General features: G+C 63.0%; 24 protein-coding genes. 21 read left to right on the top strand and 3 right to left on the bottom strand.

Translation table 11 applies throughout. The features are described 5' to 3' along the window. The first annotated feature begins 1 nt into the window (after position 1). Together PQR08_RS35870 and gltA are read left to right on the top strand one after the other, a co-directional pair. Positions 2-295 carry an FAD assembly factor SdhE gene (locus PQR08_RS35870; protein WP_250484291.1) on the top strand — a complete coding sequence of 98 codons (294 nt, stop codon included), beginning with the start codon at positions 2-4 and terminating at the stop codon, positions 293-295. A gap of 136 nt (positions 296-431) precedes the next feature. Further along, entirely contained in the window at positions 432-1,733 is a 1,302-nt protein-coding gene (gene gltA / locus PQR08_RS35865; protein WP_187605506.1) for a citrate synthase, read from the top strand. Positions 1,734-1,809: 76 nt separating this feature from the next. On the opposite strand, the gene PQR08_RS35860 is transcribed toward gltA, so the two are convergent. Both PQR08_RS35860 and PQR08_RS35855 read right to left on the bottom strand, forming a co-directional pair. Then, complete coding sequence (locus PQR08_RS35860) at positions 1,810-2,130, bottom strand: type II toxin-antitoxin system PemK/MazF family toxin (RefSeq protein ID WP_250484292.1); 321 nt, start codon at positions 2,128-2,130, stop codon at positions 1,810-1,812. Continuing rightward, positions 2,124-2,372, bottom strand: a complete 249-nt coding sequence (locus PQR08_RS35855; protein ID WP_035511221.1) for an AbrB/MazE/SpoVT family DNA-binding domain-containing protein — start codon at positions 2,370-2,372, stop codon at positions 2,124-2,126. The genes PQR08_RS35860 and PQR08_RS35855 overlap by 7 nt, the downstream gene beginning before the upstream one ends. Before the next feature lie 272 nt (positions 2,373-2,644). Here PQR08_RS35855 and PQR08_RS35850 point away from each other — a divergent pair, with 272 nt between their 5' ends. The 19 genes from PQR08_RS35850 to PQR08_RS35760 all read left to right on the top strand — a co-directional run bounded on the left by PQR08_RS35850 (position 2,645) and on the right by PQR08_RS35760 (position 21,551). Continuing rightward, positions 2,645-2,842 (top strand): type II toxin-antitoxin system VapB family antitoxin, encoded by a 198-nt coding sequence (locus tag PQR08_RS35850; RefSeq protein WP_250484293.1) that lies wholly within the window; start codon positions 2,645-2,647, stop codon positions 2,840-2,842. Beyond that, complete coding sequence (locus PQR08_RS35845; RefSeq protein ID WP_250484294.1) at positions 2,839-3,210, top strand: type II toxin-antitoxin system VapC family toxin; 372 nt, start codon at positions 2,839-2,841, stop codon at positions 3,208-3,210. Before PQR08_RS35850 ends, PQR08_RS35845 begins: the two co-directional genes overlap by 4 nt. A gap of 183 nt (positions 3,211-3,393) precedes the next feature. Beyond that, complete coding sequence (gene leuC / locus PQR08_RS35840) at positions 3,394-4,803, top strand: 3-isopropylmalate dehydratase large subunit (protein ID WP_250484295.1); 1,410 nt, start codon at positions 3,394-3,396, stop codon at positions 4,801-4,803. 24 nt (positions 4,804-4,827) lie between these two features. Continuing rightward, positions 4,828-5,478 (top strand): 3-isopropylmalate dehydratase small subunit, encoded by a 651-nt coding sequence (gene leuD / locus PQR08_RS35835; protein WP_035511184.1) that lies wholly within the window; start codon positions 4,828-4,830, stop codon positions 5,476-5,478. Positions 5,479-5,508: 30 nt separating this feature from the next. Next, on the top strand, positions 5,509-6,576 hold the full coding sequence (leuB, locus tag PQR08_RS35830) for a 3-isopropylmalate dehydrogenase (protein WP_035511187.1): 1,068 nt from the start codon (positions 5,509-5,511) through the stop codon (positions 6,574-6,576). 146 nt (positions 6,577-6,722) lie between these two features. Continuing rightward, positions 6,723-6,890 carry a hypothetical protein gene (locus PQR08_RS35825; RefSeq protein WP_250484297.1) on the top strand — a complete coding sequence of 56 codons (168 nt, stop codon included), beginning with the start codon at positions 6,723-6,725 and terminating at the stop codon, positions 6,888-6,890. 82 nt (positions 6,891-6,972) lie between these two features. Then, positions 6,973-8,094, top strand: coding sequence for an aspartate-semialdehyde dehydrogenase (gene asd, locus PQR08_RS35820; RefSeq protein WP_238295675.1), 1,122 nt, complete (start codon positions 6,973-6,975; stop codon positions 8,092-8,094). Positions 8,095-8,244: 150 nt separating this feature from the next. Then, complete coding sequence (locus PQR08_RS35815; protein ID WP_250484298.1) at positions 8,245-10,353, top strand: motility hub landmark protein FimV; 2,109 nt, start codon at positions 8,245-8,247, stop codon at positions 10,351-10,353. A gap of 1 nt (position 10,354) precedes the next feature. After that, positions 10,355-11,158, top strand: a complete 804-nt coding sequence (gene truA, locus PQR08_RS35810) for a tRNA pseudouridine(38-40) synthase TruA (RefSeq protein ID WP_250484299.1) — start codon at positions 10,355-10,357, stop codon at positions 11,156-11,158. Continuing rightward, the gene (locus PQR08_RS35805) at positions 11,155-11,823 is read left to right on the top strand and encodes a phosphoribosylanthranilate isomerase (protein ID WP_250484300.1); all 669 of its coding nucleotides are present in this window, start codon (positions 11,155-11,157) and stop codon (positions 11,821-11,823) included. The genes truA and PQR08_RS35805 overlap by 4 nt, the downstream gene beginning before the upstream one ends. A gap of 48 nt (positions 11,824-11,871) precedes the next feature. Then, positions 11,872-13,065 (top strand): tryptophan synthase subunit beta, encoded by a 1,194-nt coding sequence (gene trpB / locus PQR08_RS35800; RefSeq protein WP_408164064.1) that lies wholly within the window; start codon positions 11,872-11,874, stop codon positions 13,063-13,065. An 11-nt stretch (positions 13,066-13,076) separates the two neighbouring features. Further along, positions 13,077-13,955 (top strand): DNA-methyltransferase, encoded by an 879-nt coding sequence (locus PQR08_RS35795; protein ID WP_250484302.1) that lies wholly within the window; start codon positions 13,077-13,079, stop codon positions 13,953-13,955. A gap of 76 nt (positions 13,956-14,031) precedes the next feature. Next, positions 14,032-14,835, top strand: coding sequence for a tryptophan synthase subunit alpha (trpA, locus tag PQR08_RS35790; RefSeq protein ID WP_250484303.1), 804 nt, complete (start codon positions 14,032-14,034; stop codon positions 14,833-14,835). 70 nt (positions 14,836-14,905) lie between these two features. Then, positions 14,906-15,778, top strand: coding sequence for an acetyl-CoA carboxylase, carboxyltransferase subunit beta (gene accD, locus PQR08_RS35785; protein WP_035511203.1), 873 nt, complete (start codon positions 14,906-14,908; stop codon positions 15,776-15,778). A 75-nt stretch (positions 15,779-15,853) separates the two neighbouring features. Beyond that, positions 15,854-17,164 (top strand): bifunctional tetrahydrofolate synthase/dihydrofolate synthase, encoded by a 1,311-nt coding sequence (folC, locus tag PQR08_RS35780; RefSeq protein WP_250484304.1) that lies wholly within the window; start codon positions 15,854-15,856, stop codon positions 17,162-17,164. Between the two features lie 41 nt (positions 17,165-17,205). After that, positions 17,206-18,039, top strand: coding sequence for an SPOR domain-containing protein (locus PQR08_RS35775; RefSeq protein WP_250484305.1), 834 nt, complete (start codon positions 17,206-17,208; stop codon positions 18,037-18,039). Positions 18,040-18,048: 9 nt separating this feature from the next. Then, the gene (locus tag PQR08_RS35770) at positions 18,049-18,582 is read left to right on the top strand and encodes a CvpA family protein (RefSeq protein WP_187605521.1); all 534 of its coding nucleotides are present in this window, start codon (positions 18,049-18,051) and stop codon (positions 18,580-18,582) included. A 142-nt stretch (positions 18,583-18,724) separates the two neighbouring features. After that, positions 18,725-20,272: an amidophosphoribosyltransferase gene (gene purF, locus PQR08_RS35765; protein WP_187605522.1), complete on the top strand. Its 1,548-nt coding sequence runs from the start codon at positions 18,725-18,727 to the stop codon at positions 20,270-20,272. 88 nt (positions 20,273-20,360) lie between these two features. Beyond that, positions 20,361-21,551, top strand: coding sequence for an O-succinylhomoserine sulfhydrylase (locus PQR08_RS35760; RefSeq protein ID WP_250484306.1), 1,191 nt, complete (start codon positions 20,361-20,363; stop codon positions 21,549-21,551). Between the two features lie 663 nt (positions 21,552-22,214). On the opposite strand, the gene PQR08_RS35755 is transcribed toward PQR08_RS35760, so the two are convergent. Next, complete coding sequence (locus PQR08_RS35755; protein ID WP_250484307.1) at positions 22,215-22,988, bottom strand: helix-turn-helix transcriptional regulator; 774 nt, start codon at positions 22,986-22,988, stop codon at positions 22,215-22,217.

Here is a 22,988-nt window from a genome sequence, read left to right as displayed (position 1 = left end):
GATGGACTATGTGATGGTCGACAATCAAGACAACTCGCATCAGTCCGATCCCCTTCGCCGGGCGCGCCTTCGCTGGCGCGCGCGGCGCGGCCTGCTGGAAAACGATCTGATCTTCGATCGCTTCTTCAGCCGATATGAGCATGACCTCAGTGACGCCGACGTGGCCGCATTGACCAGCCTGCTGGAGCTGAGCGACAACGAACTGATGGACTTGCTGCTGGCGCGCACGGAGCCTGAGGGTGACCTCGCGACGCCCGACGTAATCCGCTTGCTGGAACTGCTGCGCACCGTGTGATTTCAGCAGGAATTCACGGATTTTTGCAAAATAGGCCTGTTGCAGTGCACACAGGCCGATCGAACAGTTTTGCCGCGCAGCTTCCGTCGTGCAAATTATCGAAAACCTGTATCCATACTTCGATTGAGGATGTGCTATGACCCCGTCAGATGTTAAAGCCACGCTATCGTTCAGCGACAACTCGCCGAGCGTCGAAATGCCGATCTACAAGGGCACGATGGGCCCGGACGTGATCGACATCCGCAAGTTGTACGGTCAGACCGGCAAGTTCACGTATGACCCGGGCTTCATGTCGACGGCAGCGTGCAATTCCGCGATCACGTACATCGACGGCGACAAGGGCGAGCTGCTGTACCGCGGCTTCCCGATCGAGCAGCTGGCCGTGAATGCCGACTTCCTCGAGACCTGCTACCTGCTCCTGAAGGGCGAACTGCCGAACGAAGCGCAGAACAAGGAATTCGTGGACACGGTCACGCGTCACACGATGGTGCACGAGCAGATGCACTTCTTCTTCCGCGGTTTCCGTCGCGACGCGCACCCGATGGCGGTGTTGACGGCTGCCGTGGGCGCGCTGTCGGCGTTCTATCACGACTCGCTGAACATCAACGATCCGCGCCACCGTGAAGTGTCGGCCATTCGCATGATCGCGAAGCTGCCGACGCTCGTCGCGATGGCGTACAAGTTCAGCATCGGTCAGCCGTTTGTGTATCCGAAGAACGAACTGTCGTACAGCGCGAACTTCATGCACATGATGTTCTCGAACCCGTGCGAAGAGTACAAGGTCAACGACGTGCTCGTGCGCGCGCTCGACCGCATCCTGATTCTGCACGCGGACCACGAGCAGAACGCATCGACGTCTACTGTGCGTCTCGCGGGTTCGTCGGGCGCGAACCCGTTTGCGTGTATCGCGGCCGGTATCGCGTGTCTGTGGGGCCCGGCGCACGGCGGCGCGAACGAGGCCGCCTTGAACATGCTGGAAGAGATCGGCTCGGTCGACCACATCCCCGAGTTCATCAAGCAGGTGAAGGACAAGAACTCGGGCGTGAAGCTGATGGGCTTCGGTCACCGCGTGTACAAGAACTACGACCCGCGCGCGAAGCTGATGCGCGAGACGTGCCACGAAGTGCTGAACGAACTCGGTCTGCACGACGACCCGCTCTTCAAGCTCGCGATGGAACTCGAAAAGATCGCGCTGGAAGACGAATACTTCGTGTCGCGCAAGCTGTACCCGAACGTCGATTTCTACTCGGGCATCGTGCAGCGCGCGCTGGGCATCCCGACGTCGATGTTCACGTGTATCTTCGCGATGGCGCGCACAGTCGGCTGGATCGCGCAGTGGAACGAGATGATTGCGGATCCGGAGCAGAAGATTGGCCGTCCGCGTCAGCTGTTCATCGGTCAGACGCCGCGTGAAGCGAAGCCGCTGGCGAAGCGTTAAGCCGATTTACGGTTGCAGATAGGTGAAGGCCCCGGCGGGTGACTGCCGGGGCTTTTTGCGTTTTGGGTGGTCGAGTCTAATCCGCGAATACTTCTCGCAACGTAAGAAGCGCGTTCGATAACGTGCTGTCCGCCACGGCGCCTTCTTTCCTGACCAGACGCGCCTTGTCGACGGTGCGAAGCTGATCGAGTAGAACGAGTCCCTGTTTCCGTTTGAACGACACCGGAATGCGAAAGGGCGCCGACGTGCCTTTCGAAGTCATCGGCGCGACGATGACCGTCCGCAGATGGTCGTGCATTTCCGGAGGCGAAACCACGACGCACGGACGCGTCTTCTGTATTTCGCTGCCGAGAGTCGGATCGAGCGCGACGAGCCAGATATCGCCGCGCGCTACCATTCGAGTTCGGCGTCGCCGTCGTTGCCGAACTCGCCCAGGACGAGCGAATCTTCCCCGCTCTTTGCGATCAGCTTGCTGGCTTCGGCCCAGCCTTTGCGTGCGCTGTCGCGCGGCCGGCGCAGCACGATCGCGTCGTCTTCGATGTTCATCTCGACCTCGTTTTCCAGGCCAAGCTGCGTAAGGAAGGGCTTGGGAATCAGCACGCCTTGCGAGTTGCCCATCTTTCGGATGGTCGTTTTCATGAGATCAGGCATAGTCGTTTTGCGTATTAACAATGTTATAACTTTCGGCGCGGTCGCGTCAATGCAAGGGCAGTCAGGCACTCCGGCGCATACTGAGCGTAAGTCACGAATCCACTGCCGAACAGTCGACCGAATGGGATAGATTGCAGCCAGGTGAAGGCTCCGGCGAGGTAGCTGCCGGGGCTTTTTGCGTTTTGGGCGGAGGCTTGAAAGCATAAGAATCGCCATCATTTGATGCTAATATCAATGCCTAATGAAACGGAGATACGGATATGCGTACGACCATCGCCCTCGATGACGACTTGCTGGCAAAAGCTCAAGCCTATACAGGCGTCACAGAAAAATCGGCGCTGGTGCGCGAAGCACTGAAAGCGCTCGTCCAACGTGAAGCGGCTCGGCGACTTGCGAATCTCGGCGGCAGTCAACCGGGCATAGAAGGCGCGCCGCGTCATCGGCGGGAGCGCGAATGATCCTTGTCGACACTTCGGTCTGGATCGACCATATCAACGCATCCGAACCGTTACTGGTGAATCTGCTCGGCGAGGAGCGCGTGCTTGCTCATCCATTTGTCATCGGTGAAATTTCGCTTGGAAGTCTGCGCGACCGTGACGTCGTGCTGGGCGCATTGAACGATCTTCCTGTCGCGCCGGTAGCGACGCCCGAAGAAGTATTCTTCCTGATCGAAAGACAACGACTCTTCAATCGCGGGATCGGGTATGTCGACACGTCTCTGCTGGCGTCAGCGCATTTGCAGCCTGGCGTAAAGATCTGGACCCGGGACAAGCGATTGCAAAGAGTCGCCGAAGAACTCGGCATCAGTGCGATGCTTCAGCATTGATGTAGCGGGGAGTCCGTCGAGACGGGTACTCCTGATCCGGGTACTGACACCACTACCATAACTATCTGTTTTTACGAGGTTTTTTCTCTCAGCCTAGTACCCACGCCGCATACGAAGGTGGCATAATCGATCGCACAAGCTGCACACCCAAAATCCCCGCAGTCACATACGAAAGCGCTCACCATGGCACAGACTCTCTACGACAAACTGTGGAACACGCATGTGATCCACACCGAAGAGGACGGCACCTCGATCCTCTATATCGACCGTCACCTGCTGCATGAAGTGACGAGCCCGCAGGCGTTCGAAGGCCTGAAGCTGGCCGAGCGCCCGGTGTGGCGCATCAGCGCGAATCTGGCCGTATCCGACCACAACGTGCCGACCACGGACCGCTCGCACGGCATCGCCGATCCGGTTTCGAAGCTGCAAGTCGATACGCTCGACCAAAACTGCGATAGCTTCGGCATCACGCAGTTCAAGATGAACGATCTGCGCCAGGGCATCGTGCACATCATCGGGCCGGAGCAGGGCGCGACGCTGCCGGGCATGACCATCGTCTGCGGCGACTCGCATACGTCCACGCACGGCGCGTTCGGCGCGCTCGCGCACGGCATCGGCACGTCGGAAGTGGAGCACGTGCTCGCCACGCAAACGCTCCTGCAGAAGAAGAGCAAGAACATGCTCGTCAAGGTCGAAGGCTCGCTGCCGCGCGGCTGCACCGCGAAGGACATCGTGCTTGCGATCATCGGCAAGATCGGCACGGCGGGCGGCACGGGTTACGCGATCGAGTTCGGCGGCTCGACCATCCGCGCGTTGTCGATGGAAGGCCGCATGACCGTCTGCAACATGGCGATCGAAGCGGGCGCGCGGGCGGGCATGGTCGCCGTCGACGACACGACCGTCAATTACCTGAAGGATCGTCCGTACTCGCCGCAGGGCGTGGAGTGGAATCAGGCCGTCGAATACTGGCGGCAGTTCAAGTCCGATGAAGGCGCGCAGTTCGATCGCATCGTGGAATTGAATGCAGCCGAAATCGTGCCGCAAGTGACGTGGGGCACGTCGCCCGAAATGGTCACGTCGATCGATGGCCGCGTGCCCGATCCCGAGAAGGAAAAGGACCCGGTCAAGCGCGACGCGATGGAGCGCGCGCTCACCTATATGGCGCTGCAGCCGAACACGCCGATCGAATCGATCAAGCCGGACAAGATCTTCATCGGCTCGTGCACGAATGCGCGTATCGAAGATTTGCGCGCGGCCGCGTATGTCGTGAAGTCGCTGGGCAAGCGCGTCGCGTCGAACATCCGTCTCGCGATGGTCGTGCCGGGCTCGGGTCTCGTGAAGGCGCAGGCCGAGCGCGAAGGTCTCGACAAGATCTTCACGAACGCCGGCTTCGAATGGCGCGAGCCGGGTTGCTCGATGTGCCTCGCGATGAACGCCGACCGGCTGGAAGCGGGCGAGCGCTGCGCATCGACGTCGAACCGCAACTTCGAAGGCCGTCAGGGCGCGGGCGGCCGCACGCACCTCGTGAGCCCCGCGATGGCCGCCGCCGCCGCGATCGAAGGCCATTTCGTCGACGTGCGCAAGCTCGCGTGATCAACCGGGATACAGAGAAAGATCATGGAAAAATTCATTGTGCATAGCGGCCTCGTCGCGCCGCTCGATCGCGAGAACGTCGATACGGACGCGATCATCCCGAAGCAGTTTCTGAAGTCGATCAAGCGCACCGGTTTCGGCCCGAACGCGTTCGACGAATGGCGTTATCTCGATGTCGGCCAGCCCGGCGAGGACAGCAGCAAGCGCCCGCTCAATCCGGACTTCGTGCTGAATCAGCCGCGTTATCAGGGCGCGTCGATTCTGCTCACGCGCAAGAACTTCGGCTGCGGCAGTTCGCGTGAGCACGCGCCGTGGGCGCTGGATCAGTACGGCTTTCGCGCGATCATCGCGCCGAGCTTCGCGGACATCTTCTATAACAACTGCTTCAAGAACGGTCTGCTGCCGGTCGTGCTGACGGAGCAGCAGGTCGACAAGCTGTTCAACGAAACCTACGCGTTCGTCGGGTTCCAGTTGACGATCGATCTCGAAGCGCAAGTCGTGCGCACCGGCGACGGCACCGAGTACGCGTTTGAGGTGCCAGGCTTCCGCAAGTACTGCCTGCTGAACGGCTTCGACGATATCGGCCTCACGCTGCGTCATGCGGACAAGATCAAGCAATACGAAGCCGAGCGCCTCGCGAAGCAGCCGTGGCTGAATAACCGGCTCGTCGGATAAATCGAAACACGATCAAAGAAGGAAGAGACGATGAAGATTGCAGTATTACCCGGCGACGGGATCGGTCCGGAAATCACCGCCGAAGCGGTCAAGGTGCTGAATGCGCTCGGCGAAAAATTCGAGCTTGAAGAAGCGCCGGTCGGTGGCGCGGGCTATGAGGCGAAGGGCCATCCGCTTCCCGATTCCACGCTGGCGCTCGCGAAGGAAGCTGACGCGATCCTGTTCGGCGCGGTCGGCGACTGGAAATACGACAAGCTCGAGCGCGCGCTGCGTCCCGAGCAGGCGATCCTCGGCCTGCGCAAGCACCTGCAACTCTTCGCGAACTTCCGTCCGGCGATCTGCTATCCGCAACTGACGGGCGCGTCGTCGCTGAAGCCGGAGATCGTGTCCGGCCTCGACATCCTGATCGTGCGCGAGCTGAACGGCGACATCTATTTCGGCGCGCCGCGCGGCCTGCGCGAAGCGCCGGACGGCCCGTTCGCCGGCGCGAAGGAAGGCTTCGACACGATGCGCTATTCCGAGCCCGAAGTGCGCCGCATCGCGCACGTCGCGTTTCAGGCGGCGCAGAAGCGCGAGAAGAAGCTGACGAGCGTCGACAAGGCGAACGTGCTGGAAACGTCGCAGTTGTGGCGCGACACGATGATCGACGTCGCGAAGGAATATCCGGACGTCGAGCTGTCGCACATGTACGTCGACAACGCCGCGATGCAACTGGTGAAAGCGCCGAAGGCGTTCGACGTCGTCGTGACCGGCAACATGTTCGGCGACATCCTCTCCGACGAAGCCGCGATGCTCACCGGCTCCATCGGCATGCTGCCGTCGGCGTCGCTCGACAAGAACAACAAGGGCTTGTACGAGCCGTCGCACGGCTCCGCGCCGGATATCGCGGGCAAGGGCGTGGCCAATCCGCTCGCGACCATCCTCTCCGCCGCGATGATGCTGCGCTACTCGCTCGGCAAGACCGAGCAGGCGGACCGCATCGAAAGCGCGGTGAAGAAGGTGCTGGAGCAGGGCTACCGCACCGGCGACATCGCGACCGCGGACGGGAAGATCGTCGGCACGAAGGAAATGGGCGATGCGGTGCTGAAGGCGCTGTAAACGCCGGAAAGACGATCGGCGGTTGCAAGCCAAAGCGCGGCCGATCGTCTCTTTTTCCCGATGTTCATGCACGATCCGCACGATTTTCATACGCGCGCCGCAAGCGCGTGACGAAAACATCGGGTTATCGTGTATATTCTTTGGTCATGGCGAAGAACTCTCAATTCTCTCTGGATTCCATCGGACGCGGCTCATTTGCCGTCGCGACGGAACTCGCCATCGACACGCGCATCGTGGGTATTAAAGCCACGGCCGGGTTTTCCAAACTCGCGCGCATTACGAAAATCTCCATCAAAGCGATCACGATTCGCTGATCGTCCCTCGTGTCCGAGCGTCTTCCCCGCGCGGCCACGCCGGGTAAAGATGCGGGGAAGCTTCCACAAGTAAGGGTTAGTCATGAACGTAGGTCTCGTTGGTTGGCGCGGTATGGTCGGCAGCGTCCTGATGCAGCGCATGCAACAGGAAGGCGATTTCGACTTGATCGAACCGGTGTTTTTCAGCACCAGCAATGCGGGCGGCAACGCGCCGTCGTTCGCCAAAAACGAGACGAAGCTCAAGGATGCGACAAGCATCGACGACCTGAAAAAGTGCGACGCCATCATCACGTGCCAGGGCGGCGACTACACCAACGAGGTGTATCCGAAGCTGCGCGCGGCGGGCTGGAAAGGCTACTGGATCGACGCGGCCTCGGCGCTGCGCATGAAGGACGACGCGGTCATCATCCTCGACCCGGTCAACCTGAACGTCATCAAGGATTCGCTCGTGAAGGGCGGCCGTGACTTCATCGGCGGCAATTGCACGGTCAGCCTGATGCTGATGGCGCTCGGCGGCCTGTTCCGCGAGAACCTCGTCGAATGGACGACCGCGATGACCTATCAGGCCGCTTCGGGCGCGGGCGCGCAGAACATGCGCGAACTGCTCCAGCAGATGGGCGTGCTGTACGGTTCCGCGAAGGAAGATCTGGCCGATCCGTCCTCCGCGATCCTCGACATCGACCGCCGCGTGCTCGCCGCGATGAACGGCGAGCGCATGCCCGTCGACAACTTCGGCGTGCCGCTCGCGGGCTCGCTGATTCCGTGGATCGACAAGGATCTCGGCAACGGCATGTCGAAGGAAGAGTGGAAGGGCGGCGCCGAAACCAACAAGATTCTCGGCAAGCCGGCGATGGGCACGCCGGGCTCGATTCCCGTCGATGGCCTTTGTGTGCGCATCGGCGCGATGCGCTGCCACTCGCAGGCGCTGACCATCAAGCTCACGAAGGACGTGCCGCTCGACGAAGTGCACGGCATCCTCGCGTCCGCGAACGACTGGGTGAAGGTCGTGCCGAACGAGCGCGAAGCATCGATCCGCGATCTTTCGCCCGCGGTCGTCACGGGCACGCTGACGGTGCCGGTCGGCCGTCTGCGCAAGCTGGCGATGGGCGGCGAGTATCTGTCGGCATTTACTGTCGGCGATCAACTGTTGTGGGGCGCGGCCGAACCGCTGCGCCGCATGCTGCGCATTCTGCTCGACAAGTAAAGTAAACTACGCGCCTGGAAGCGCGTGCCAAAGCCAAAAGCGTCGCGGTTCTCGCGGCGCTTTTTGTTTTTGTGCAGTTTTATTGCAAAACCGGGTTTATCGAACGGTTTTGCGCCGTATGTTTCAATTTTTGCCGGACCCGGAGCCTCAATGATCCAACGACCACGCCGGTCTCTCCTTTCGTCATCGCGTGCGGCGTGCGCCGCGGCAAGTCTCGCGGTTTGCGCGATGTTCTGGGCGAATCCCGGCGATGCGCTCGCTCAGGCGAGCGGCGTCGCCCCCGCCGCGACGGGGCAGACATACGCGGTCAAGCCGGGGCAGTCGTTGAACGATGTCGTGAGCGAACTCACCGGATCGAAAGATCGTGACGTTCGCGCGAAGGCCGCGCGTGCGTTGTTCGACGCCAATCCGAACGCGTTCGGAAATCACGATATCAACAAGCTGAAGCTCGGTGCGGTGCTGAACGTGCCTGCCGATCTGATCGGCTCAGCGGCTTCCAGTGCTGCTTCGGCACCCGAGGCGCAACCGAATCCGCCTGCCGAGACGTCGGCGCCGGTGCAGGCGTCGGAGAGCGCGATGGCGTCTGCTACTGCGCCTGCGTCGGCGGTCGAACCGCAGGCGAGCGCCACGTCGACGCAGGAGCAGACGACGCCCGCGCCCGCATCAGCGACCGTCGCGCCCGCGAGCGAGCCCGCCCTGGCGGCGCCCGCGCCTGCCAGCGGCAGCAGAAGAAGCAGCCACGGCGTGGCAGCGGCGACGATCGGCCTTTCGCCATTCGTCATCGCCGCCGTGATCGCTGCGGTCGGCTTCCTGCTGCTCAGAATGCGCAGCGGAAAGAAGCGACGTGCCGCAGCAAGCAACGAAGGCGTCGATCGCACGTCGAGGACGTTCGCAAGTCTTGAGGAAGCCCAGGCCGACGCCGACGCGCGCAATGAAACGATACGCAAGGCGCGCGAGGCGTCGGCTGCGGCATCGGCCGTCGCCGCTGAGAAGCAGCCATCCGAGCGCGACCGGTCCGGGCTGGCGGCCGCCGCCGCGAGTATCGACAACGCCGACGCGACTCGCGCGCCCGCCGTCCCGTCCGACGACGAACTGCCGCCGACGACCGAGGCGAAGCCCGGGCCCGCTGTCGCGCCCGGCCAGGCGAACCGCGCTGCACAGGAAGCGCCGTTCGCGCCGGTTGCGCCCGCGGCACGCCATCCCGATTTCGTGCCGCCGGTCGGGGCCGCCGAGACGCAGGACCAGCACGACGAGCACGCGCGCGAGATCGCGGCGCGCGAAGCGGCGCGTCGTGAAGCCGAGAAATGGGAAAACGAGGAGCGCGAAGCCGCGGCGCGCCAGGCGGCCATACGCGAAGCCGAAGAGCGTGAGATTCGCGCTCGCGAAGCCGCCGCGCGGGAAGCGCTCGCGCGCGAGTCGGCGGATCGTGAAGCCGGGAAGCGCGAAGCCGAGTTGCGTCAGGTGACCGAGCGCGAAGATCAGGCGCGCGAGGCCGCGGCGCGCGAGATCATCGCGCGCGAGGCCGAACTGCGCGAACTGCAGGCGCGTGCCGCCGAAGAGCAGGCCGCCGAGCAACGCGCCGCGGAGCAGCGCGACATCGAGGAACAGGCGGCGCGCGAAGCCGAAAAATCGGGTATCGCGCCGGACGAGGAGCCGGTGCTTGCGCATCGTTTTCCAATGCCGAAATTCCCTCAGGACGCGATTCAGGCGCTGGGCTCGCTCGAAATGGAACTGCCGCCGCGCATGGAACTGTCGATCAAGCCGCCCGGCGCAGCGGAGCCGGCAGCGGCGGCATCGTCGGTGGCGTCCGATGTGCCGCGCGAGTCGCGGCCCGCAGCCTTGCAGCCGCCGCCGACGGGTCCGCAGCCGATCGAACAGGTGCCGTTCATTCCGCAGCCGATGGCGCAGCCGGATTCGGCGCGGCCGACGCAATCGCAAGCTCAGTCCGTGGCCTCGCAAATCGAGGCGGGAACGGCTGGCGCGGCCTCGGTCGCCGGTCTCGGCGCGACGCGATTCGGGCCGCTGAGCCTCGATTTCGATCTCGGCCGCGCGTCGAGCGCGACCGAGCCGATGCCCGCGCTGACGCCCGCGCAACTGGCGACGATCGCGCGCAACAAGCTCGAACTCGCCGCCGAATACATCGAGCTGGGCGATCTCTCCGGCGCGCGCACGCTGTTGCAGGAAGTGATCGAATCGAACGATCCGGCTACACGTCAGCAGGCCGCAACGCTCTTGTCGACGCTCGCCCCACATTCCTGAGATGCGCATCGCTTTAGGCATTCAGTACGACGGCTCGGCGTTTTGCGGCTGGCAGTCTCAGCCGCACGGCAAGACGGTGCAGAACGAACTGGAGCGCGCGCTCGCCGAATTCGCGCAGACGCCGCTCCCGACGGTCGTCGCCGGGCGCACTGACACGGGCGTGCATGGCCTCGGCCAGGTCGTCCATTTCGACACCGAGCTCGATCGCGCCGAATTCTCGTGGGTGCGCGGCACGAACGCGTTTTTGCCCGATACCGTCGCCGTGCAATGGGCGAAGCCGATGCCCGACGACTTCCACGCCCGATTCGCGGCGTTCGAGCGCACCTACTTTTACGTTCTGTACGTCAATCCGGTGCGCTCACCGATGCTGGCGAAACGCGCGGGCTGGGTGCATACGCCGCTGGACGTCGACGCGATGCGCGATTCGATCGCGTGCCTGATCGGCGAGCACGATTTTTCGTCGTTCCGCGCGGCCGATTGCCAGTCGAAGACGCCGGTAAAGCATCTTCACCAGATCGACGTGCGCGAGCAGGGCGATTTCATCCACTTTCGCTTTCGCGCCAACGCGTTCCTGCATCACATGGTGCGCAATCTGATGGGATGCCTCGTCGCGATCGGACGCGGCCGTCATCCGGCTTCGTGGATGGCCGACGTCCTCGCCGCCCGCGATCGCCGTGTCGCCGCGCCGACCTTCATGCCGGACGGGCTGTATCTGGCCGAGGTCGGCTATCCTGAACACTTCGCGGTGCCGCCGCCGCATATCGCCAGCATGCCCTGGAGCGCCATTTGGGCAGAGCCGAAATGACCGAACGAGATTTGCATCGCACCCGCATCAAGCTATGCGGACTATCGCGCGTCGAGGACGTGCAGCACGCCGTCGCGCTGGGCGCTGACGCCGTGGGCTTCGTGTTCTATCCGCCGAGCCCGCGCTCGGTGAGCGTCGCGCAGGCGGTGGATCTGGCGCGGCACGTGCCGCCGCTAGTGTCGGCCGTGGGCCTCTTCGTCAATGCAACGCCCGAGTGGATTCGCGAAGTCACATCGAACGTGCCGCTTTCGCTGCTGCAATTTCACGGCGACGAAACCCCCGAGCAATGCGAGGAACTCGCTGCGATTGCGGGTTTATCCTATTGGCGCGCGCTGCGAATTGGGGCTGATGCGGCGACAAGCCATTTGATAGAATCGTCAATCAAGTTCAAAGCCGCAGGCGGCCTTCTGCTCGACGCTCTCGTCGAGGGCTTCGGCGGCGGTGGAAAGGTATTCGATTGGTCACTTATCCCAACAGATCTCGGGCATCGGGCCGTTTTGAGTGGTGGGTTGAACGCGCAAAACGTCAGTGACGCCATTCGGCGTGTGCGCCCGTACGCGGTCGATGTCTCGAGCGGCATCGAAGTGCCGGGCGCCAAGGGCGTGAAAGATCTCGCCCGAATGGCGGCGTTCGTACGCGCGGTGCGCGAAGCGGATGCCGGGTGATGTTGACGTGAGCCGCGCTGCCGGCCACGTAACCGAGAGAGTGACGTAATGTACAACTTGCCAGACGAAAGAGGCCACTTCGGCCAATATGGAGGCGTGTTCGTCTCCGAAACGCTCATCCACGCGCTCGATGAACTGCGCGTCGCGTATGAAGCGGCACAAAAAGATCCCGCATTTCTCGCCGAGTACGAGTACGAGCTCAAGCATTACGTGGGCCGTCCGTCGCCGATTTATCACGCGAAGCGCTGGAGCGAGATGCTCGGAGGCGCGCAGCTTTATCTCAAGCGCGAGGATCTGAATCACACCGGCGCGCACAAGGTGAATAACGTGATCGGCCAGGCGCTGCTCGCTCGCAAGATGGGCAAGCCGCGCGTGATCGCGGAAACCGGCGCGGGCCAGCACGGCGTGGCGACGGCGACCATCGCCGCGCGCTTCGGCATGGAGTGCGTGGTCTATATGGGCGCGGAAGATGTGCGTCGGCAGGCGGCGAATGTGTATCGCATGAAGCTGCTCGGCGCGACGGTCGTTCCGGTCGAATCAGGCTCGAAAACGTTGAAGGATGCGCTCAACGAAGCCATGCGCGACTGGGTGACGAACGTCGAAAACACGTTCTACATCATCGGCACGGTGGCGGGGCCGCATCCCTATCCGATGATGGTGCGTGACTTCCAGCGCGTGATCGGCGACGAATGCCGCGTGCAGATGCCCGAGATGGCCGGTCGTCAGCCCGATGCGGTCATCGCGTGCGTTGGCGGCGGATCGAATGCGATGGGTATCTTTTACCCGTATATCGACGACAAAGACGTCAAACTGATCGGCGTCGAAGCCGCGGGCGACGGCATCGATACGGGCCGCCACGCGGCGTCGCTGATGGGCGGCAGTCCTGGCGTGCTGCACGGCAACCGGACGTATCTGCTGCAGGACGACAACGGCCAGATCATCGAGACGCATTCGATATCGGCGGGACTCGACTATCCGGGCGTCGGCCCCGAGCACGCATGGCTGAAGGACATCGGGCGCGCGGAGTACGTCGGCATCACGGACGACGAAGCGCTCAAGGCGTTCCACGACTGCTGTCGCATCGAGGGCATCATCCCGGCGCTCGAGTCGAGCCACGCGCTTGCCTATGGTGCAAAGCTCGCCAAGACGTTGCCGCGCGACAAGGTGCTGCTCGTGAATCTGTCGGGCCGCGGCGACAAGGACATGCACACGGTCGCCGAGCGATCGGGCATCCAGTTCTGAGCCGCTGACCGATGCGCACCGTTATCGACGAGCCCTTGTCCGTCGGCGCTCTTCAGGGCGCCGGCAGCGACATTCGCAACCGCGATTTTCTGGCCGATGCCGAACACATTCCCGATGCGTCGATCGATCTGATCGTCGCGGACCCGCCCTATGGTCTGGGCAAGGACTACGGGAACGATTCGGACATGCTGTCCGGCGACGCTTTTCTGGAGTGGACGTATCGCTGGCTCGATCTGGCGATCCCGAAACTCAAGCCGAGCGGCTCGCTGTACATCTTCTGCACCTGGCAATACTCGCCCGAGCTGTTCGTGTTCCTGAAGCGCCGCCTTTTGATGATCAACGAGATCGTCTGGGACCGGCGCGTGCCGAGCATGGGCGGAACGACGCGCAAATTTACGTCAGTGCACGATAACATCGGTTATTTCGCGGTATCGAAGGATTATTACTTCGATCTCGATCCGGTGCGCATCCCCTACGACGCAGAGACGAAAAAGGCGCGCTCACGCAAGATTTTCGAGGGCAGCAAGTGGCTCGAACTCGGCTATAACCCGAAGGATGTCTGGTCCGTGTCGCGTCTGCATCGGCAGCACGCGGAGCGGGTGGATCATCCGACGCAAAAGCCGCTGGAAATCGTCGAGCGCATGGTGCTTGCGAGCTGTCCGCCGGGCGGCCGCGTGCTCGATCCGTTCATGGGCAGCGGCACGACGGCGGTTGCTTGCGCGCGCCACGACCGCCAGTTCATTGGCTACGAGATCAATGCGGATTATTGCGCGATCGCGGAAAATCGCATCGCTGAAGCCCGCGCCGCGCGACTGAAGCCGGAGGAACCGGTCCGATCACGCCGCAAAGCGCTCGTGACCGCCGATACCGCTGCGCAAGCCACTGAATAGCGTCTTTTTCGTCGCTAATCGCGTCAGATGACTACCGAAGCATCTGACGCCAACGAATCCGATCAAGAGAATTCCCATGTCCCGTATCAAGAATACTTTTGCGGCATTGGCCGCGCAGGGCAAAAAAGGGCTGATTCCGTTCATCACCGCGGGCGATCCGAACCCCGAGCAAACCGTGGAGTTCATGCACGCGCTAGCGAAAGGCGGCGCGGACGTCATCGAACTCGGCGTGCCGTTTTCCGATCCGATGGCCGACGGCCCCGTGATCCAGCGTTCGTCCGAACGCGCGCTCGCACGCGGCGTGACGCTCAAAAGCGTGCTCGCCGATGTCAAACGCTTCCGCCAGACCGACGACAAGACGCCCGTCGTGCTGATGGGCTACGCGAATCCGATCGAGCGCATGGGCGCCGACGCCTTCGCGAAAGCCGCGCAGGAAGCGGGCGTCGACGGCGTGCTGGTGGTCGATTACCCGCCCGAGGAAGCGGAAAGCTTCGGTGCGACGATGCGCGCGGCTGGCATCGATCCGATCTTTCTGCTCGCGCCGACATCGACGGACGAGCGCATCGCGGCAGTCGGCAAGATCGCGAGCGGCTATGTCTACTACGTTTCGCTGAAAGGCGTGACCGGCGCGGCAAATCTGGACGTTTCCAGCATCGCGAGTAAAATCCCGGCCATCAAGTCGCATGTGCCTCTGCCGGTGGGCGTCGGTTTCGGCATTCGCGACGCCCAAACCGCACGCGCCGTCGCCGATGTCGCGGACGCCGTCGTCATCGGCAGCCGCCTCGTGCAGTTGCTCGAAGAGGCGAAGCCGGATGCCGCGGCCGCATCGCTGACGAGCTTCATCGCCGAAATTCGTCAGGCGCTCGACGCCGCACAGTAAAATACGCGCCGCCGCGGGCCGTCCGATCCGGACGTGCGCCGCGCGGCGACCGATCAGTCAAGGAAAAACGATGAGCTGGCTCGACAAACTGCTGCCGCCGAAGATCAAGCAAACCGATCCCAAAAGCCGCAAGGGCATCCCCGAGGGGCTCTGGGTGAAGTGCCCGTCGTGCGAGGCGGTGCTGTATCGCAACGACGTCGAGGCGAATCTGCATGTTTGCCCGAAGTGCAGCCATCACATGCGCATCGGCGCGCGCGAACGGCTCGACCGCCTGCTCGATCCGGAAGGCCGCTACGAAATCGGCCAGGAAGTCGTGCCGGTCGATGCGCTCAAGTTCAAGGACAGCCGCAAGTATCCGGATCGCATCAAGGAAGCGATGGAGGATACCGACGAAACCGACGCGATGGTCGTCATGGGCGGCGCGATCCACACCATTCCGTGCGTCGTCGCGTGCTTCGAGTTCTCGTTCATGGGCGGCTCGATGGGCTCGGTGGTCGGCGAGCGCTTCGTGCGCGGCGCGCGCAATGCGATCGAGCAGAACGTGCCGTTTATCTGCTTCACGGCGTCCGGCGGCGCGCGCATGCAGGAAAGCCTGCTTTCGCTGATGCAGATGGCCAAGACCACCGCGCTCCTGACCCGGCTGTCCGATGCGAAGCTGCCGTTCATCTCCGTGCTGACCGACCCGACGATGGGCGGCGTGTCGGCGAGCTTCGCCTTTCTCGGCGATGTTGTGATCGGCGAGCCGAAAGCGCTGATCGGCTTCGCCGGCCCGCGCGTGATCGAGCAGACCGTGCGCGAAAAGTTGCCGGAAGGCTTCCAGCGCGCCGAATTCCTGCTACAGAAAGGCGCCATCGACATGATCGTGGATCGCCGCAAGATGCGTGAAGAACTCGCCCAATTGATGGCGCTGATGACGCGGCAACCCGCCGATTCCGTCGCCTGAGTTGCTGATATGCAGCGCTGCGCCGCGCGAGAGCCCTGAGGTTCCGCGCGGCGTTTTGCTTTACCGATCTCGAAAATGAACACTTTCTCCACCCTCGACGCCTGGCTCGCCCATCTGGAAGCGGCACATCCGGTCGGCATCGATATGGGCCTTGCGCGCATCGGCAAGGTGAAGGACGCGCTCGGCCTGCACTTCGATTGCCCGGTCATCACCGTCGGCGGCACGAACGGCAAAGGGTCGACGTGCGCGATCATCGAAACGATCCTGCTGCGCGCGGGTTATCGCGTCGGCTGCCACACGTCGCCTCATCTGCTTTCGTTCAACGAGCGTGCGCGCATCGACGGCGCCGAGGCGAGCGACGCCGATCTGCTCGAACATTTCGCGGCGGTGGAAAAGGCGCGCGCGAGCCTGCCCGAGCCGGTTTCGCTGACCTACTTCGAATTCACGACGCTCGCGATCCTGCATCTCTTCGCATCGCGCGGGCTCGATGCGGTGATTCTCGAAGTGGGGCTGGGCGGGCGTCTGGACGCGGTGAATATCGTCGATACGGACTGCGCGGTGATCACGAGCATCGACATCGACCATACGGATTATCTCGGCGACACGCGCGAGAAGATCGGCTTCGAGAAAGCGGGCATCTTCCGGGCGGACAAGCCCGCCGTGTGTGGCGACCCGTCGCCGCCGCAGAGCCTGATCGATCATGCTCAGGCGATCGGCGCGGATCTGTGGCTCGTCGGACGCGATTTTCGCTATGAAGCGCAGCCCGGCAACGAGCGCCAGCAATGGAGCTATATCGGCCGCGAGCAGCGTCGCCCGGCGCTGGCGTATCCCGCGCTGCGCGGCGCGAATCAGCTGATCAACACGGCGGCGGCGCTGGCCGCGCTCGAATCGTTGCGCGAGCGCCTGCCCGTTTCGTCTCAGGATATCCGCCTCGGGCTCGCCAACGTCGAACTGCCGGGCCGTTTCCAGGTGCTGCCGGGGAAGCCGCAGGTCATCCTCGATGTTGCGCATAATCCTCACGCTGCCGCCGTTTTGTCCCAGAATCTCGGCAATATGGGCTACTTTCCGTACACTTACGCGGTGTTCGGCGCGATGGGCGACAAAGACATCGAAGGCGTCGTGAAGCAGTTGAAGGGCGAGATCGACCACTGGAATCTCGCCGCGCTGCCCACGCCGCGCGCCGCGTCGACGGAGCAACTCGAGCACGCGTTGCGCGACGCCGGTGTCAACGAGGGCCCCGACAGCAGCGTTTGTCGATTTGAGACGCCGGCCCTGGCTTTTCAAGATGCGCTAAGGCGGGCGTCCGAAAATGATAGAATTTTAGTCTTCGGCAGTTTCTACACGGTAGCGGGCGTCATGGCCTACCGTCGCACGCAGCATAACTAGCAGCATCATCCAGACGGTCGGCCGTCGGCACCAAGCGATACATGGGACTCTTTTCGTTCGGCAAGAAAGACGACTCCGGTCGCGACGCATATTCCGATTCCTCGCGCGGTTCGCGTCAGACGGTCCGCACCGAGCGCCGCACGCGCCGTTCGGAGCGCACCGGCGCCGACGCGATGATGCTCGATCCCACGCTGCCCGAGAAACAGCGCGCGCGCCGCAGGCTCGTCGGCGCGATCGCACTGGTGCTGGCCGCCGTCATCGTCTTGCCGATGGTGCTGGATTCGCGCCCGAAGCCCGTCACCAACGACATTTCCATCGATATTCCCAACCGCCCCGCGCCTGCCGCGAAGCAGTCGCGCGACGCGAACGACGCGGATACGCAAGCCGGCGTCGCGCATGACGCGCCTGCGGGCGCATCGGGCAGTGTGGCCGCTGGCGTGACGCAACCGCAGCCCGCCGCCACGGCACAAGCAAAGCCTGAACCGGCGGAACAGCCGAAACCCGAAGCGAAGCCGTCGAAACCTGCCGCTGTCGCAGGCCAAAACGCAAAACAGCCCGCGGAAGCTTCCGAAGAAGCCAACGCGAACACCGCCGCCAACGCGGCGGCGGGCGCGGCGAATACGCCGTCGTCGCCGGCGGGCAGCCGGTTCGTGCTGCAAATCGGCCAGTTCGACGACGAAACCGCCGCGCAGAACTGGGTCAACAAGTTGAAGTCGGCGGGTGTGCCCGCATATCTCGAACATCGCAAGCAGTCGGATGGCGCGACCAAATCGCTGTTGCGCGCGGGTCCGTTCCCGGATCGCGCGTCGGCGCAGGCGGCGCTCGTGAAGGTGCGTCAGGCCGGCCTGGGCGGCGGCACCCGGGCATCGAACTAAGCAGATTCGATGTTCACCGCTTTCGACTACGGCGTGATGGCTGTGATTGGCTTGTCGGCGCTGCGCGGCATGTGGCGCGGCCTGCTGGCCGAGGCGTTCGGTCTGGTCGGCTGGGTGGCCGCCATTTTGATCGCCGGACGCTTCGTCGGACTCGTCGTGCCCTATATTCCGTCGACATGGCCCGGCGGCGCGCTCACGCAATGGCTCGTGGCGTTCGTGCTGGTGGTCGCGGCGGTGCTGCTCATATCGAGCGTGCTGTCGGCGCTTCTGACGCGCATCACCGAAGTGACTGGCCTGCGCGGCGTCGATCGCTCGTTGGGCTTGCTGTTCGGCCTCGTGAGAGGGGCTATATTGGTAGTGGTTCTGGTCGCCCTGGCTGGCTTGACCGAACTGCCGGAAAAGGATTTTTGGCGCAATGCGCTGCTGCGGCCGATGGCCGAGCAAGGCGTGCGCGAATTGAAACCGCTGCTCCCCGATACGCTCGCCGCGTATGTGCACGTCGCTCCCGAACCGAGCGGCCTGGCGCCAAACGCCGCACAATAGACGAACGGCCAGCTACACGAGGGACACGCGACGGCTCGATGACGCTTCGGCCGGCCTCGTTACGGCCGAATTTCGAGAGAAGCGTCGATGAGATCCGGGCCACGCCTTGTCTACCCGTTTCGACTCTTTGAAGGACCATGCCATGTGCGGCATCGTAGGTGTAGTTTCCCAGACTCCCGTCAATCAGCTGATCTATGACAGCCTGCTCCTGCTCCAGCATCGCGGACAGGACGCGGCGGGCATCGCCACGGCGAACGGCAACAACTTCCACATGCATAAGGCCAACGGCATGGTGCGCGACGTGTTCCGCACGCGCAACATGCGCAGCCTGCCGGGCAACGTGGGCATCGGCCAGGTGCGTTATCCGACCGCCGGTTCCGCGTCGAGCGAGGAAGAAGCACAGCCGTTCTACGTGAACGCGCCGTTCGGCATCATCCTCGCGCATAACGGCAACCTCACGAACTGGATGCAGCTGAAGGACGAGATGTTCCGCATCGACCGCCGGCACATCAACACCGCATCCGACACCGAAGTGCTCCTCAACGTGTTCGCGCACGAACTGCAGCTCGCGAGCTCGGGCCTTCAGCTCGACGCCACCGCGCTGTTCAGGGCCGTCGCGGGCGTGCATCGCCGCGTGAAGGGTTCGTATGCGATCGTCTCGCTGATCGCGGGCTACGGGCTCGTGGCGTTCCGCGATCCGTTCGGCATCCGCCCGCTCGTGCTTGGCAAGCAGGAAACGGCGACGGGCGTCGAATGGATGGTCGCGTCGGAGTCGGTGGCGATCGAAGGCATCGGCTTCGAGTTCGTGCGCGATGTCGAGCCGGGCGAAGCGATCTTCATCGACGCCGAGGGCAATCTGCACAGCCATCAATGCGCGGAGAAACCCGCGCTCAACCCCTGCATCTTCGAGCTCGTGTATCTCGCGCGTCCGGATTCGTGCCTCGACGGCGTGCCGGTCTACAACGCGCGTCTGCGCATGGGCGACTACCTCGCCGAGAAGATCAAGCGCGTGCTGCCCGATGTGCCGATCGACGTCGTGATGCCGATTCCCGATTCCTCGCGCCCCGCAGCGATGCAGGTGGCCGCGAAGCTCGGGGTCGAGTATCGCGAGGGCTTTTTCAAGAACCGCTACGTGGGCCGCACCTTCATCATGCCGGGCCAGGCGGTGCGCAAGAAGTCGGTGCGCCAGAAGCTGAACGCGATGGGCATCGAGTTCAAGGGCAAGAACGTGCTGATCGTCGACGATTCCATCGTGCGCGGCACGACCTCGCATGAAATCGTGCAGATGGCCCGCGATGCCGGCGCGAACAAGGTGATCTTCGCGTCCGCCGCGCCGCCGGTGAAGTTCCCGAACGTGTACGGCATCGACATGCCGACGCGCGGCGAACTCGTTGCGCACGGCCGCAGCGACGAGGAAGTCGCGCGCATGATCGGCGCGGACTATCTCGTCTACCAGGACGTGGAAGACCTGAAGAACGCGATCCGCGACATCAACCCGGCGCTGAAGGAATTCGAGGCTTCGTGCTTCGACGGCAACTACATCACCGGCGACGTGACGACCGATTATCTCGATCGCATCGAGACGGCGCGTCTTGCGCCGCAATCGCAGTCGGACCGTGACGCTGCGAGCGAAGCGCAGGAAGGCGGCATGACGCGCTCACAGTTGCATCTGCAGCTATCGGTCGAGTAAGTCTTCGGCGCTTCACAAGAGCCCGCTTCGTCTGCAAGGACCAAGCGGGCTTTTTTGCGTCGCGAGCTTTAAAACAAGGGAGAAAAACATGGACGACAACCTGAACTTCGATACGCTCGCCGTGCGCGCCGGGACCTTGCGCAGCGAATTCAACGAGCATGCCGAGGCGCTCTTTCTCACGTCGAGCTTCTGCTTTTCGAGTGCGGCGGAGGCGGCCGAGCGCTTCAAGAATTCCGAAGAAGCGTACACGTATTCACGCTTTACCAACCCCACCGTCACGATGTTCCAGAACCGCCTTGCCGCGCTCGAAGGCGGCGAAGCCTGCATGGCGACGGCATCGGGCATGTCGGCGATATTGTCCGTCGTGATGGCGTCGATGCAGCAGGGCGATCACATCGTCAGTTCGAAGAGCCTGTTCGGATCGACGATCGGCATGTTCACGCAGATCTTCCCGAAGTTCGGCATCACGACGACGTTCGTCGATCCGACGAAGCCCGATGAGTGGCAGGCGGCCGTGAGGCCCGAGACGAAGATGTTCTTTCTGGAGACGCCGTCGAATCCGCTGACGGGGATCGCGGACATCGAGGCGATCGCGAAGATCGCGAAGCATAACGGCGCGATCTTCGTCGTCGATAACTGCTTTTGCAGTCCGGCATTGCAACAGCCGCTGAAACTCGGCGCGGACGTCGTGATGCATTCGGCCACGAAGTTTCTCGACGGTCAGGGCCGCGTGCTCGGCGGCGCGCTCGTCGGCTCGAAGCGCTTCATCATGGAGACGGTGTTTCCGTTCGTGCGCAGCGCCGGTCCGACGATGTCGGCGTTCAACGCATGGGTGCTGTTGAAGGGGATGGAGACGCTCGCGCTTCGCGTCGAGAAACAGTCGGCGAATGCGCTGGAGATCGCGCGCTGGCTCGAAGCGCATCCGGCGGTGAATCGCGTGTTTTATCCGGGTCTCGAATCGCATCCGCAGCATGCGATCGCGAAGAAGCAGCAGAAGGCGGGTGGTGCGATCGTATCGTTCGAATTGAAGGGCGACACGCAGGAGCAGCAGCGCGCGAACGCATGGCGCGTGATTGACGGCACGAAGCTGTGCTCTATCACCGGGAATCTCGGCGATACGCGTACGACGATCACGCATCCTTCTACGACGACGCACGGGCGTCTTGCAGTGGAGGTGCGGGAAGGCGCGGGCATTTTTGAAGGGCTGATTCGGCTTGCTGTCGGGCTTGAGGATCCTCGGGATGTGCGCGCCGATTTGGCGCGGGGGTTGGGTTTGTAGAGTCGATCGATGGGGGTTTTTTGTGTCGCCGGATCCCGATTTCTTATTGGTCTATTAGCACTGCCCCTCCCCGGGGCGGGGGTCACTTTCTTTGCTGCTGCAAAGAAAGTAACCAAAGAAAGCAGCTTCTCACCGCCCGCGGTCACACGCAGGTTGGCCATGCTTGCCAGCCCGCGGTGGCACTCGCCTAAGTGTCGCCCTCGAAGGACTTACCGGGCTTGGCTCGCGCACGGTCTGACAAACCATAACCTTGAGCGCGCTGGTTCAGCACGAAAGAGCTTCGGCACAGCGCTACGCGCTGCCGTCGGGTATGCGAGGGAAACCATCGAGGAAGAAGCGTACGCACACCCGATTGACCCATCGGCCGCGAAGCGGGCTGGAGCTATTCGGTGCTGAACCAGTTTGTTCTGTGGTGCGATGAGTCAGGCCGTGCGCGGTCCAAGCCCCGCGAGACCTACGAGGGCACTCGCTACAGCCGGGCCATTCAGCCAATCGCCTGTGCCGCGGCCGGTGTGAAGTGCTTAGGCTGGGGATAGCTGTTTCTTTGGTTACTTTCTTTGCAGCAGCAAAGAAAGTGACTGCCGCCCCGCACAGGGGCAACGCTAATAAACCAAAAAGAAAACGGGATCCACCGAAGCCCAAAACATCTGCCAAAAAACCAACCTAACCGCCGCGCAACGACCTGAACCCGCCATGCCGCCATTGCCCTGGCGAAATGCCGAAGCGTTTAGAAAACGCATGCGTGAACGCACTTTGATCGGCGAAGCCAACATCGAGCGCGATATCGATAAGCGTCGCACGAGGATCTGCGAGCAAGGTCAACGCGGTATCGAGCCGCAGACGATGTAAGTACCGATGCGGCGTCTCGCCAAACGCCTCATTGAAGAGCTGATGAAAGCGCCGCATGCCGAAGCCGCAATGCGCGGCGAGATCGGCGATACGCAGCGGCTCCGACAAATGCAGACGCAACCATCGATCGATGCGCGCGAAGTCGAGCCCACGCATCATGTCGACGGAATCGTCGGTATCGTGCATCAGCGCGCCGCACAGATGCGCGGCAACCTGCCATGAGAATCGCTCGGAGAAGTGCGCAGCGCCGTTCGCGCGATGAGCAACCTCGGCGACTGCCTGCGTGACGCGCGGATCGATCGCGACCGCGCGCGCCCGCTCGAAATAACGTTCAGGCACCGCGACAGAGGTGGCGGGCAGATCGAGCACGAGCTGGCGATTGTCGCCGTCGGCCCAGTAATCGTGGCGCGCGCCCGCCGGGATGATCCACGCGCCGCTGCAATCGATGCGCGCGCCGTTGCCATCGACGGCCATCTCCATCGACCCGTCGAGGCCGAGCACGATCTGATGAAAGTCGTGCACGTCCGACGCTTGCGCCGCCTCATAGCGGCGCAGCGACACGGCGGGACGATGAAGCGGCGCGCTCAT

It is taken from the genome of Caballeronia jiangsuensis, assembly GCF_046030135.1.
Classification (GTDB): Bacteria; Pseudomonadota; Gammaproteobacteria; order Burkholderiales; family Burkholderiaceae; genus Caballeronia; species Caballeronia jiangsuensis.
The sequence above is the reverse complement of the archived record's forward strand: the minus strand, read 5'-3'. Positions and strand labels throughout refer to the sequence as shown.